The 14,054-nt window shown below is 35.5% G+C and carries 13 protein-coding genes; all 13 read right to left on the bottom strand.

Annotation, left to right across the window (positions count from 1 at the left end; genetic code table 11):
* Positions 1–64: 64 nt before the first annotated feature.
* Positions 65–775: a DUF2225 domain-containing protein gene (locus THYS13_RS00350; RefSeq protein ID WP_052210436.1), complete on the bottom strand. Its 711-nt coding sequence runs from the start codon at positions 773–775 to the stop codon at positions 65–67.
* Between the two features lie 54 nt (positions 776–829).
* Positions 830–1,879 carry a membrane protein gene (locus THYS13_RS00345; RefSeq protein ID WP_042832636.1) on the bottom strand — a complete coding sequence of 350 codons (1,050 nt, stop codon included), beginning with the start codon at positions 1,877–1,879 and terminating at the stop codon, positions 830–832.
* Between the two features lie 158 nt (positions 1,880–2,037).
* Complete coding sequence (gene galU, locus THYS13_RS00340) at positions 2,038–2,946, bottom strand: UTP--glucose-1-phosphate uridylyltransferase GalU (RefSeq protein WP_042832635.1); 909 nt, start codon at positions 2,944–2,946, stop codon at positions 2,038–2,040.
* 31 nt (positions 2,947–2,977) lie between these two features.
* Complete coding sequence (gene glmM / locus THYS13_RS00335; protein ID WP_042832634.1) at positions 2,978–4,345, bottom strand: phosphoglucosamine mutase; 1,368 nt, start codon at positions 4,343–4,345, stop codon at positions 2,978–2,980.
* A gap of 105 nt (positions 4,346–4,450) precedes the next feature.
* Complete coding sequence (gene loaP, locus THYS13_RS00330) at positions 4,451–4,993, bottom strand: antiterminator LoaP (protein ID WP_042832633.1); 543 nt, start codon at positions 4,991–4,993, stop codon at positions 4,451–4,453.
* Between the two features lie 414 nt (positions 4,994–5,407).
* Positions 5,408–6,211, bottom strand: a complete 804-nt coding sequence (locus THYS13_RS00325) for a B12-binding domain-containing protein (RefSeq protein WP_042832631.1) — start codon at positions 6,209–6,211, stop codon at positions 5,408–5,410.
* Positions 6,208–7,767, bottom strand: a complete 1,560-nt coding sequence (locus THYS13_RS00320) for a lysine 5,6-aminomutase subunit alpha (protein ID WP_042832630.1) — start codon at positions 7,765–7,767, stop codon at positions 6,208–6,210. The genes THYS13_RS00325 and THYS13_RS00320 overlap by 4 nt, the downstream gene beginning before the upstream one ends.
* 3 nt (positions 7,768–7,770) lie before the next feature.
* Positions 7,771–9,252, bottom strand: a complete 1,482-nt coding sequence (locus tag THYS13_RS00315) for a methionine ABC transporter substrate-binding protein (protein ID WP_052210435.1) — start codon at positions 9,250–9,252, stop codon at positions 7,771–7,773.
* Positions 9,242–10,264 (bottom strand): hypothetical protein, encoded by a 1,023-nt coding sequence (locus tag THYS13_RS00310; RefSeq protein WP_042832629.1) that lies wholly within the window; start codon positions 10,262–10,264, stop codon positions 9,242–9,244. The genes THYS13_RS00315 and THYS13_RS00310 overlap by 11 nt, the downstream gene beginning before the upstream one ends.
* Positions 10,257–11,510 carry a lysine 2,3-aminomutase gene (gene ablA, locus THYS13_RS00305; protein WP_042832628.1) on the bottom strand — a complete coding sequence of 418 codons (1,254 nt, stop codon included), beginning with the start codon at positions 11,508–11,510 and terminating at the stop codon, positions 10,257–10,259. Before ablA ends, THYS13_RS00310 begins: the two co-directional genes overlap by 8 nt.
* A gap of 34 nt (positions 11,511–11,544) precedes the next feature.
* Entirely contained in the window at positions 11,545–12,585 is a 1,041-nt protein-coding gene (locus THYS13_RS00300; RefSeq protein ID WP_042832627.1) for an L-erythro-3,5-diaminohexanoate dehydrogenase, read from the bottom strand.
* A gap of 101 nt (positions 12,586–12,686) precedes the next feature.
* Entirely contained in the window at positions 12,687–13,514 is an 828-nt protein-coding gene (locus tag THYS13_RS00295; RefSeq protein WP_042832626.1) for a 3-keto-5-aminohexanoate cleavage protein, read from the bottom strand.
* Between the two features lie 13 nt (positions 13,515–13,527).
* On the bottom strand, positions 13,528–13,914 hold the full coding sequence (locus tag THYS13_RS00290; RefSeq protein WP_042832625.1) for a hotdog domain-containing protein: 387 nt from the start codon (positions 13,912–13,914) through the stop codon (positions 13,528–13,530).
* Between the last annotated feature and the right edge of the window lie 140 nt (positions 13,915–14,054).

Below are 14,054 nucleotides of genomic sequence, written 5' to 3'. Positions count from 1 at the left end.
AATCCCCTTTCTTAAACTTTTTGCTCTCTAAATAAAATATGAGGGCATTTTAAAAAACATGCCCTCATTCTTTTAAACTTTGCCATCCATCTCTTGCAAGATTAACTATTAAATTATGTCGAGATTTGTCAGGATGATTTATGACTTTATTATACCATTTTAGTGCCTCTTCTTTATTGCCTAACATTCTATTAAGCTCTGCTATCATGTATATAAGAAGTATTTCTTCCTCATATATATCCGAACCACTATAGGCTTTTATATAAGAATCTAATGCATATTTCAAATATTTCTCCTCATTTACTCTATCACTTAAAATCCTATATATCCAAGCAATTCTAAGACAAGTCTTTGCAAAAACTAAGGGTTTATCTTCTTTTATCTGGGAACAATATAAAGCCAATAAGTAGGCTTCTAACGCTTTTTGAGGTGTTCTTTCACCTGAAAATTCTCTTTTAACCCACTTAGCCGTTACCAGTGATAAGATTTTTTCCTTTTTGTCATTAGTTATTCTGTCAAATTCAGATTCCAAAGCAGCATATCCACAATTGGGACATACAATAACCTCATAAAAAAACGGGTTAATACCATCTTTATATTTAGTATAAAAATCTCTTTCTCTTTCTTCCACCTTCAATTGTGAAGTTCTTACTTTGGTATATGTAAACTCTTTTTTACATACCGGGCATACAATTTTTTTATCGTACAAATATTTGTTCCCCAATATTACACCTCCGTCTAGCATTAATCCTATTAAATATTTTAACATACTCATCTACATTTTTCGACATCCTATAGATAAAAATTAGCTATACCTCAAAAATTGAAATTATTTGTGATTTATTATTCCATATGTAAGGCCAATAAGCATAATAATGCCTCCATAACCAGCAATAGGGTATAAATAATGAACAAGTTTAGCAAAACCAAACCTACTAGCTCCAAGGGCTATTCCCCCAGAGGCAACAGCAAAAATCTTATATTTCACTGACCCAACTTCTGTAAACCTTGCCGCAAACCCATATAGATTTCCAACAGCCGTAGTATATATTTCTGCAATCAAAATAAAACTGTATACAAACTTCAAAACGGGTGAAATCTTGCCAGCAACATAAAGCATGGGTATCTCATATAAAGAAGCAGTAGGCATATTTATAAGAATTGTAAAAAGTATCAAAAACGCTCCTAATCCTAACCCCATTCCCCCTAATACAGCCCCCCATCTTAGCTTTGACCTGTCGTTGGTTTTATGTCCAAGAGGAGCAAGAATAGCAACTGCCATCAAAAGATTATAAGAAGCATAAAGTATTCCTGATAGAGCAAAATTTTTTACCGCAGCTTTAAAAGGAAAGTCCACAGTTGTTATAACCGTAATGTCTGGTCCATAAAAAAAGGAAAAAATACTCACAATAATTACGGCAAGCAAGAGCAAAGGTACGACAAAAGAAATGGCAGAAATAACTCCTCCAATTCCTGTCAATACTGTTACAACCGATAATACTGCCATTATTACACCACCAAAAGCAGAAGAAAGCCCAAATTGCTCTTCAAAAATTGCTCCACAACCAGCTATCATTGCAGATAGTGCTCCAAACAAAAAAAATGTAACTACTAAATCTATCACCCTTCCAAATAAAGGTCCCCCAGCCTTCATGATGACCTTTTTATAGGAGGAGGCATTAAGCCTGTTACCTAATCGCAAAATTACATACCCATAAAACACAAACATAAAAATAGCAATTAAAAGCCCTATAATTCCGTTAATTCCATGGTATACAAAAAATTGCAATATTTCTTGTCCCGAAGCAAATCCCGCTCCTACTACCGTTCCTATATAAGTTGCAGCAACTTTAAAAGCCGAAATCTCTTTTCTAATCAAAAAAATCCCGCCTTTCTATTTTAAATATATTTTTGGCGGGAGAAAAAATATTATTCTTTTTTAGACATTTTGCTCTTCTCCACTATCAATATTCACAGAAACCGATAATACCTCCACTGAACATATTAGGATATTTTAAAAATGAAGACAACGACAACTTATTGTGTAATTGTAACTGCAGCTTCTTCCATCACAGGATCTAAGCTTCTCGCAATCTCTAATAAATACCTCTTAAAAGGTTCCCTTAAGTCCTCTCTTTTCAGAGCATACTCAACAGTTGCCATAAGGTAACCTAATTTATCTCCCACATCATATCTCTTGCCAATAAAATTATAGGCGTAAATTGCTTCATAATTTAAAAGAGTTTTTAACGCATCTGTAAGCTGTATCTCCCCACCTGCTCCTGGTGGCGTGTTTTCTAATATTTCAAATATTCTTGGCGTTATTATATATCTTCCCAGAATAGCTATATTTGACGGAGCTTCTTCTTTTTTAGGCTTTTCTACTAAGCCATTCACTTTGTATAACCTATTCTCAATAAAAGTACCACTCACAATGCCATACTTATGTACCTCTTCTTTTGGTACTTCTTGAACTCCAATAATAGTGCAATTATATCTCTCATATTGGTCAATCATCTGCTTTAAAACGGGCACCTCTGCATCCACTACATCATCCCCTAATAACACTGCAAAAGGCTCATTTCCAACAAAAGATTTAGCACAGGAGATAGCATGTCCTAATCCTTTAGGCTCCTTTTGCCTTATATAGTGGATGTTCACCATATTGCTAATATCTTCTACAAGACTTAACAAGCTTTCTTGATTTTTCTTTTTTAATTCCAGTTCCAATTCTATAGACTTATCAAAATGATCTTCTATCGCTCTTTTATTTCTGCCAGTTATTATAAGAATGTCCTCTATCCCCGACTGTATTGCCTCTTCAACTATGTACTGAATAGTGGGCTTGTCCACAATTGGAAGCATTTCTTTAGGCTGGGCCTTGGTAGCAGGTAAAAACCTTGTACCAAGGCCTGCAGCCGGAATAATCGCCTTTTTTATTTTCACTGTTTTTTCCTCCTAATACAAGCTTTACAGCTTATTTAAACTCTACGCCAAATTTAGCTAAAGCTTCTGAAAGCTCTTTTTGAATTGCTTCAAGTTTCTCTTCTGTCTTTGCCTCGCATCTCACAATAAGCTCTGGTCCTGTGTTAGAGGCTCTAACCAGTCCCCATCCTTCGTCAAATAAGACTCTTGCACCATCAACATCAATGATGTTATAGCCTTTTTCTCTAAAGTACTCCGTTACTCCTTTTACCACATCAAATTTTTTCTTATCGTCACATTCTAACCTTATTTCAGGTGTTGCAGGATATTTAGGAACATCAGCTAAAAGCTCAGATAAAGATTTATCTGTATTAGAGAGTATTCGTAGTAGCCTTGCAGCAGCATAAGCCGCATCGTCAAATCCATAGTACTCATCTGCAAAAAACATATGACCGGACATTTCTCCTGTAAACACAGCACCTAATTCTTTCATTTTTGCTTTTATGAGGGAATGGCCTGTTTTGAAGAAAATAGGTTTGCCTCCCAATCTCTCAATTTCTTCTACTAATGCCTGAGAACATTTCACTTCTACAATGGCATCGGCGCCGGGATGTTTTTTCATTATTTCTCTCCAATAAAGAATCATCAACATATCTCCCCAAATTATATTCCCCTTATCATCCACAACGCCAATTCTATCACCGTCACCATCAAAAGCTATACCCAAATCAGCCTTCACTCTTTTTACTTCTTCAATTAAATCTTTTAAATTTTCTTCTTTTACTGGATCTGGAAAATGGTTTGGAAATGTAGGATCAGATTCACAATAGAGAGGATATACTTCACAACCTAAGTTATATATAACATCAGGATAAAAATATGAACCTGTGCCATTCCCACAATCGACAACAACTTTAAGCTTTCTGTCGCCTAATTTAACCTTTTCTTTTATCATATTAATATACGAATTAATAGGATAAGCATACTTCACATTCCCTGTATCTTTTTCAAATTCGCCTTTTTCTGCTATATAGTATAGTTTTTTAAGTTCATCGCCATAAATAGTAGAAGGTCCTACCATAACTTTGAAACCATTAAATTGTGGCGGATTGTGGCTTGCAGTAATCATCATCCCTGCTTGATAATTGTACAGGACATTAGAATAGTAAAAAGCTGGAGTCGTCAAAACCCCTACATCTAATACATCACAGCCTGTAGAAGTAAGTCCTTTAATCAAAGCATCTCGTATAGGCCTTGATGATAATCTATTATCTCTGCCTACCAGCACATCCTTAATTGCTTTTTTTCTCACATATGTACCAAAAGCCTTTCCTATTATTTCTGCGGTCTCAGCAGTTAAATCTTCACCCCACACCCCTCTAATATCATACATCCTAAACATGTTTTCATTCAACTTCATTTGTCTTAACCTCCTTTTTTATGTCATACAATTTAATTATATAGATAATACTGAAAATCCTCAATACACAATCTTCACAAAATTGTTTTTTGACTTTCCTCAAATTCAATAAGCGTAAACCATACTCCTTTGCTGCTCAGATACATTTTTCATTACTTTGATAGCTAAATCTACACTTTTCAGTTCCCCCGCTATACTAAGCATAACTTTTGCTCTCTTTTTCCTTTTGTCTATTTTCTTAATAATCCCCTCATACCCTTTCAATGGTCCTTCAATTATCTTTACTCTTTCTCCTTCCATGATACCTTTTGACAAATCTATTAAATCAGAATTTTTAGTAAGAGACAAAATTATTTTCATCTCTTCTTCTTTTACAAAAGCAGGCCTTTTCCCTTCTTTCAGAAAAATACCTCTTTTTAAAACTTCAGACATTTTATAATATAAATCATCGCTCATCTCGGCATTTACAAAAACATATCCAGGAAACAAAAGTCTAATTCTTTCCACTGGTTGTCCTTTTTCTCTCTCTATAATTTTTCTTTTCGGAATAAGCAATTTCACTTCCTCTTGTTTAAAGCAACTCTCAATAATATCTCTAACTTTGTTTTCATATCCACTTCGAGTAAAAATAACATACCATTTTTTCATTTTTCTACACCCCATTTTATAATTTTAGCAATTATTTTTACAAAATTCAACATATAATTTCTAATTATGATATAAATGAGTATAGAAATGGAAACTTGAAAACTTTAACTACTGTGCTATATTATAATTATTCGAAATAAATTAATATTTAGAGGGGAACTTTTTATGCAAATTTTTATTGTCGATGCTTTTACAAACAAAGAATTTAGTGGCAATCCTGCAGGAGTAGTAAATCTATCAGGGTGAAAGCATGGGAAGACCATCAAAAATATATGCAAAATTAGTGAAAAAAGGTGAAGATATCAAAGTACTCGTTGGCGGTTCTGCACGCATTCTAATAAAAGGAAATTGGGTAGTATAAAACAATAAAAAATACAAAAATAAAAGGAGGCAGTGTTTTGTAGCCTCCTACTTTTATATATCTCTTAAGCCTTTTATTCCTCTTTTGGCCATTTCAGTTACTATAAACGTTGCTACATCATCAGCATACTTTCCCGGTCCAAAACCTGCATCATACCCTAATTCCTTTGCAAGTTCATGAGTTATTCTAGGACCGCCACATATTAATAACACCTTATCTCTTATTCCCTCTGCTTCAAGAAGCTCTACAAGATGATTCAAATTTTTTATGTGAATGTCCTTTTGTGTAACTGTTTGAGAAATCAAAAGCGCATCTGCTTTGAGTTCTATCGCCTTTTTAACAAATTCCTCGTTGGGAACTTGGCTCCCAAGATTATGGGCTTCTATCATCTCATACCTCTCAAGCCCATAATGACCTGCATATCCCTTCATATTCATAATGGCATCCAGTCCGACAGTGTGGGCATCTGTTCCTGTTGTGGCACCAACTACCACAATTTTCCTCTTTATGTGCTCTTTGATGTATTCATTGATTTCTTCCATTGTCATAGTTTTGATATCTATAGTCTCTACATGTATAGAAGTATAGTCTACAGTGTGAATAAGGCTTCCGTATATTATGAAAAAGGTAAAATCTTTGTCCAAAGGTGTATGATATACCACCATTGGATTTTCCAGTCCCATCTTCTTTGTTAGTTGCTCAGCCGCCTCCACTGCTTTTTCTCCATCTGGTACAGGTAAAGTAAAGCTCAATTGAACTTTTCCATCGTTCATCGTATCTCCATAGGGTTTGACTTTGCTCAAATCAAAGGTTTTATCGTAATCTTTCCGCTCTGTAGAGTAAAGCCCACTGCTCATTGTCTATCACCTCTTAGCATAAGGTCTATGAAAGGATTAAAATAGTTTGGGTCTTTCTCTACAACTCCCTCTAGACCTCTTCCTCCATTCATTGACCTTCTAATTCCTGCAAACTTACCTTGCTCTAATGTTCTAAAGAGTCCTTCCTTTTCAATTTCCCTCAATAGCTCATAAGCCTTAATAAGAACTTCATTAGCCCTTTGTTGGATTATTCCACCTTCTTTAAAGTATATCTCATCTGCTATATCTGCCATATTGTTGAATATATACTTTGCACTCTCAATAGACAAAGCCCTATCAGACATAAAAGGCGTGTGTATAGCTTCTGTAAGCATACCCAAAAGGTGAATCTTTTGCTTTGTCATTATAGTCACAATATTAAATAAAGCGTCTTGCACATGTCCTTTAAAAATATTCCCTGTCATGTATTTTGTAGGTGGCATATACTTTAAAGGAGCTTTAGGGAATATCTCTCTTGCCATTTGTGCTTGTGCAAGTTCAAATAAAAATCCATTTTTAAGGTCAGGGTTCATTTCAAAAGCGTGCCCCAATCCTATCTGCTCTTCTGGAATTCCTGCTAAAAGAGCGAATTGCTCATTTATAAGCTGGGAAGCTAAAACTGTGTGAGCCTCTTCATAAGCATCAGAAGTTGTCAAATAATTGTCTTCTCCAGTGTTTATAATAATTCCTGCAAAACCATTTATAATTCTTGAAAAATATTGATCTATAATTGTTCTCTTCATATTTATATCTCTAAAAAGAATCCCATAAAGAGCATCGTTTAGCATAACATCTAATCTCTCTAAAGCCCCCATAGCCGCAATTTCGGGCATACAAAGACCAGAACAATAATTGCAAAGCCTTATATACCTGCCTAATTCCTCAGAAACCTCATCAAGTGCTTTTCTCATAAGGCGGAAATTCTCTTGAGTAGCGTAAGTACCTCCAAATCCTTCAGTAGTTGCTCCATAAGGTACATAATCTAAAAGACTTTGTCCTGTAGTCCTAATTACCGCAATTACGTCTGCTCCCTGCCTTGCAGCAGCCTGTGCCTGCACAATATCTTCATAGATATTACCCGTTGCCACAATCAAATAGAGAAGTGGTCCTTCTTTGTCACCGTATTTTTTCAAAAGTTCTTCTCTTTTCCTTCTATTTTCTTTTATCTTTTCAACAGTTTTTATCGCAACCTCTTGAACAGCTAATTTTATATCAAACAAATCTGCCATCGGCATTTTAGTAAGGTCAAGCTCATTTCTACCCACTTTTTCAGCTATCTGTTGAGGAGTAAGTCCTGTATATAGCATAGCATTACCTATATAGAAAGCTGCTCCAAGTGAAAGTCCCCCTCCATTTTTTATGTTGTCAACCACAACATTAGGAAGAGGAACTCCCATCTCATCTACTCTATCTATTCCTAAAAGCCTACATACTGTTCTTTCAATTGCAACAGTAGTATGGGCATCAATAAATTTTTGTGTATCTTCTGCAATATTTCTTGCGCACTCTCTCGCCTTATTGACTATATCCCAATTTAAATTGAGCTTGCTTTTCATATATCACTCCTCCTTCTCATAGTACTTTTCTGCAAGTTTTATAACTTCTTCTTCTAAGCCCAATATTCTACAAATGTTCAAAGCATCTTTTGGAACTTCATAGAAAGAATCTACCCTTTCCAAATTGTAATCCATATATTCTTGAAGAATTTCTATCGAATTGCTTCTATTCATGTTAATTTTTTGTTTTAGCATTTCAAAGTCAATATTTTTCAGCCCCACTACTTGATAATGAATCATATTTTCCTCTACTACACCGTCATAATGGGTGGCTAATAGGGTTATAGAAGGAAAACTATTCAAATACTTTGAAATGGCTTTTACAATGTACAACCCCTCTTCTGGATTTGTTCCCCTCGCTATCTCATCCAATGCAATAAACCCACTTTCTTTTTTTACATCCTCTATTATTTCTTTTAATTTAATAACTTCCGCTCCAAAACTACTTAATCCTCTTGATACAGACTGTAAATCCTCAGAAACAAAATGTATAAAATCTACTATAGGAAAGGAAGTTTCCTCAGCAAATACAAAAAACCCCATTATGCCTAATAAAAGATTAAGAGTGATAGTTTTTAACGCTACAGTTTTTCCTCCCATGTTGGCACCTGTTATAACAGTAGTTCCATTTTTTATCTTTAAACTTATTGGAGTAAATTTTTTGCCTTGAGCCTTTAAAATGTCTGAAACCTGAGGATTTATCATATTTTTAAAGTTAATTTCTAATTCTTCACTTATGTGCGGTTTTACCCCTCCATATTCCATTGATAATTTGGCTTTTGCCATCAAAAAATCAAAACGACCTATAGCTTTTATATTAGCTTCTAATATATTGATGTAGCTAAACAATTCCTTAGAAATCCTCTTTTTAACTTCTAACTCTTCCTGTTGCTCTAAAACCACTATCTCTAATCTTTTTTCCTTTAGCTTTTCGATTTTTTCTTTTTCTGTCTCTAAAAATATTTGTCTTTCAATTTCCCTTTTTTTCTCTCTTATTTCTTTAAGTTTTTGTGAATATTCATCATAAATGTAAAAAGTAGCAATCCTCTTTTTTTGAGGGTCAAGTAAATCTAAAATAGGTTTTACTGATTTTAACTTTATATCTTCTATGTCAATCTTTAATCTTTCTATAAAAGTGCGCAGTTCTTCACTCAAAAGGCAGAATATTTTTATTTCGTATAGCTCCACTTCATCTAAAATTTTAGCAGTTTTACACCTTTTTACGCTATTTCTTATATCTTTTATCTTAAAAAGTATTTTCAAAATTTCATAAAACAACTCTTTGTCCTTTTCTAAACTCCCTATTATTAATTCAATATAGTCATACTCTTTTATAACTTTTTCTTTTTCCTCTCTTTTAAAAGGTTTTACATTTTTCATCTCTTCTTTCCCATAAGGAGTTATGACCTGCAATTTAGCCATTATATAATTAAATCCTATTTGCTCTCTTTCTTTTTCTGTCAAAAATTTAATATTAATCACCACCCATTACATCAAATACAGGGATAGAGATTTCTCTTTTTAATCTCTCTAAAAACTCCTTTTTGTCATACTGATAATTTAAAGAGGAGACAGGATTTATAGTAACGCAAACTAAATTTACTGGTTTTAGTACTTTTAAAATGCCACCACCTTTTTGAAACTTTAAAAATGTTTCTTCTTGTAAAAAAAGCTTTGTAGAGTCTTCTGCAAGAAACACTACTCCTTTATACTTATCTGTACCTCTCATCACATCTTCAATTAATTTATCAGAGACCACTCCCTTTATAACTACATGAGTCACCCCTTCTAAATTTTCAACAATCTCTTTAGAAGAATCTATAGCTGTAGGTAGTTCTATCGTTTTATAACGCTTGTCTTTGTATATAAAACCCAAACGAGAGTTATCTAAAATATTTTGCGCCAATTTTAAAATTTCTTTATCCTTTTCTGCCTCTATAGACAAAAGTTTCACAGTAAAAGCTGTTTTTCTAATCGTCTCCTCCATATCATAGGACAAAGCTGCTCCTGTAGCCAGTATTGTAGCTTCAGATACAGAAGGAGAAGCCTGAGTTTTTCTACTTAAGGCTCCATCTATAATAGCTTTATCACACCCCAATTTCAAAAGAAGGTTACATACTTTTGCCATTTCACTATTTATAGATGGTCCTGCCAAATCTACATAACCATCGCTTAATGCTTTAGCAATTACTATTTCTCCCATTGGAGTATCAAATCCTGTAGTTGCAACTATTTCTTTAGTAATATCGCTGTTTAGCAAAGCCTCTTTCGCTGTCGCTATATAGCTACCTTTAGCTATGTAAATTCGAGGTTTGGGGAAAAAAGCTACTTGGTCATACTCTTCTCCATCTCTTCCTATTGAGGTAAGACCAAGGGTATATTTACCCCTGGCCTTACTCAAAATATAATTTAGCACAGTGGTTTTCCCTACATTTTTCGCCATACCTATTATAGAAATAGTACGATAGTCCTTCAGCAATTCAAGTATTTTACTCATCTAATCTCCTTCTCTTTTTCCTTTCTAATTCTTGAGGCTCTATTGTAGCAATTTTGTCTTGCTGGAGAAGACCCGCAACACCGGTTATTTCTTCTGGTCTTTCCTCATCGCATACACAAGGACCTGGCATATAATTTTGTGGCTCTATATATGTGGTGATAACTCCTTCATAATTTCTAAGAACTACTTTGTCATGGCTTTGAGATATTACATAATTGGGGCCTACTGGAATTTTCCCTCCTCCGCCTGGTGCATCTACCACAAAGGTAGGAACGCAAAATCCTGATGTATGACCTCTCAAAGCTTCAATGATTTCAATTCCCTTTGAAACAGGAGTCCTAAAGTGGGAAAGCCCTAATGACAAATCACATTGGTAAATATAATAGGGCCTTACCCTTATTTTCACCAATTCATGAACAAGTTTTTTCATGACATGTATGCAATCATTTACTCCCCTTAGAAGAACCGTCTGGTTTCCAAGAGGAATTCCCGCATCTGCCAGCATTTCGCAGGCCCTCCTAGAATCCTCTGTTATTTCGTGAGGATGATTAAAATGAGTATTTAACCATATTGGATGATATTTTTTGAGCATATTAACAAGTTCGGGCGTTATTCTTTGTGGAAGCACAACAGGAGTTGAGGAACCTATTCTTATTATCTCTACATGAGGTATTTCTCTTAGCCTTTTTATAATCCTCTCTAACCTATCATCTGAAAGAGTAAGTGGATCTCCCCCCGAAATAAGTACATCTCGTATTTGCGGAGTTTTAGCAATGTACTCGATGGCCCTCTCTATTTTATCCATTGGAAGTGGCGCATCAGTTTGTCCTGCAAATCTTCTCCTCGTGCAATGTCTGCAATACATAGAGCATTGGTCTGTTATAAGAAGAAGTACCCTATCAGGATATCTGTGAGTAAGCCCCGGCACTGGTGAATCTACATCTTCACTAAGTGGATCTACCAAATCTTCGGAAGCCCTGTAAAGTTCATTTATAGTAGGAACCGCTCTCTTTCTTATGGGGTCATTTGGATCGTTTGGATCTATTAAAGAAAGGTAATATGGCGTTATGGCCATTCTCAAAGTCTGCAAGGTCTCAGAAATTGCTTGTTCTTCCTGCTGCGTCAATGGAAAATATTTTTTAAGTTCCTCCACTGTCTCTACTCGATTTCTGATTTGCCACTTCCAGTCGTTCCATTCTTCATCCGACACATGGCCGAAAAGCTCATATCTCCTATTAACTCTCATTCTTAAAAACCCCCCATTTAATTTACCTCTAACCTCACTTAGCATACATCTTTTCAAAAATTTTCCTCAGCTTTTCATTCTCTCTCAATTCTTGCAGAGTGATTTCTGCATGATCCTTTGTATAGCCATTTCCTATTATCATCGTGATATCTTTTCCTACGCCTTCTGCACCTAAAGCTGCTTTTGTGAAATTTGTCGCCATTGAGAAGAAATAGGCAATTCCTTCATCTTTTACAGGCAAAATAGTGGACATCTCTGTGTTTGGGATATTTACACAGTTTATAGCAATATCTACTTCTTTTCCTCCGTTTGCTTTTAGAGTTTTATTTAGAACCTCCACTGGTTTTTGCGCATCAGCGATTATAATATCATGGCAAATGTCTAATTCCTCCAATCTTTTCTTTGCTTCTTCTCTTCTCACAACTCCTATAACCTTGCCAGTCGGTCCTACTCTTTTTTTAGCCTCATAACAGCAAAGCATTCCTGACTTCCCATTAGCTCCAAGCACTAAAACACTCTGACCTGGTTTTACAAGTTTTGCAGTTTGAGCAGGCGCTCCTGCTACATCTAAAGCAGCCAAAGCCAATTTTTCTTCCATGTCATCAGGAAGTTTAGCATAAATTCCGCTTTCAAAAAGTATTGCTTTGCCCTTTATTTCGACTCTGTCTATATCGAGTTTGACGGATAAAATCTCATCTATTTTAAGAGGAGTAAGTGTAAGAGAAACTAATGTCGCTATCTTATCCCCTATTTTTAAGTCCCTCTTGCCAAGTAGTGCATCTCCTATTTTTTCAACACGGCCTATAAGCATTCCCCCGGAGCCTGTAACGGGGTTTTGCATTTTCCCTCTTTCATTGACTATTTCCAAAATTTTAGCCTTCACTTTTTCTACGTCTCCTCCAGCTTCTTCTTTAAGCTGTGTAAAACTTGCAGAATCTATATTCAACGCTATTACATCTATTAAAATTTCATTATCATAAATTGTATCCATGTCGTTTGAAATCTTGTATGCCGCTTGTGGCAAAACTCCTTTCGGTTCAATTACCCTATGTGTACCATATTTACATCCCATCATACAGTAAAACCTCCTACCTTTCACAAATTCAAATTAAACAATCATCATAGTCATACCATCTTTAAGCAAAGGTTTTAAATCCTCAAGCTTTACAACCTTATTCATGACTTCACCTCTAACCCCAAAATTTTTCTGGCTTCTTGAGGAGTAGCAATCTCTCTCCCTAACTCCCTTGCAATCCTAACTACTTTTTCAACTAGCTCTCCATTAGATCTTGCCAATACTCCTTTGGAAATGTATACATTATCTTCAAACCCAACCCTTACATGGCCTCCTGTTAATATAGCCATGGTTGCCACAGAAAATTCATATCGCCCTATTCCAGTAGCAGTAAAAGTACTGTCTTCTGGAATGCTCTCTTTTAAAAATAGAAAATCTCTTATCTCGCCAGAAATACCACCTGTTACTCCCATTACAAAATTAAAGTGCATAGGCGTTTTTATATATCCTTTTTTATGAAGCCTTAAAGCCGTATCTATCATTCCTTTGTCAAACACCTCAAGTTCTGGCTTTACACCAACTTCATTCATCTTTAAAGCAAATTCAATGATCATATTTTCCGTATTTACAAATATTTCGTCTCCACCAAAATTCAAAGTTCCACAATCGAGAGATGCCATTTCAGGATTTAAATAAATAGGCTGAAGCCTCTCCACACTGGTCATCCCAACAGCACCGCCGGTAGAAGGCTGAATTATCACGTCAGGACACTTTGCCTTTATAGCTTCAATAGCTTCTCTAAATCTTTCCTTGTCTTGAGTTGGAGTCCCATCATCATATCGGACATGAAGGTGTATGATGCTGGCTCCTGCATTATAAGCTGCATAAGCTTCTCTTGCAATCTCTTCTATTGTATAAGGAACATTAGGATTGTGTTCTTTTGTTACCTCCGCTCCACATATAGCTGCTGTAATAATAAGCTTTTCCACTCTCATCTCCCCCCTATTTTCTATACCTCTGCTTCTCTTTTGGCACCACACAAGTCCCACTTGCCTTGCATACAATTATAGGTTCTTCTAAAACTTCTGCAGCCGAATCATTTATATCTGGCCTCGCTGCTATAACTTTTTTAGCTTCAAAAACCATTTTTCTTGAAGTATTGCCTATCTCCACGATTTCCCCTGTTGCTTCAATAAAATCCCCTGCATATACTGGCGCCAAAAATTCCACACTGTCATAAGCCCTAAAAAGCCCCTCGTCTCCGTCGTACCGTATCAAAAGCTCTGTTGCCACATCTCCAAAAAGGCTTAAAATCCTTGCTCCATCTATAAGATTTCCCCCATAATGGGCATCTTGCAGGCTCATCCTTACTCTAATTGTCGCTTTCAAAACCGTCTCCTCCTCCTTAACTTTTAGAATATTTTCAAGAAAATGATTTCACACTTTTTATATGCAAAATATATGCCAATAAAAATAATAGTGCTCGGAACCCTGCCGGAGTCCGAGGTCGAGCTTATATTTTTGCTAGA

The sequence above is a fragment of the Thermoanaerobacter sp. YS13 genome, assembly GCF_000806225.2.
Taxonomy (GTDB): domain Bacteria; phylum Bacillota; class Thermoanaerobacteria; order Thermoanaerobacterales; family Thermoanaerobacteraceae; genus Thermoanaerobacter; species Thermoanaerobacter uzonensis.
This window is presented reverse-complemented; position numbering and strand designations above follow the sequence as displayed.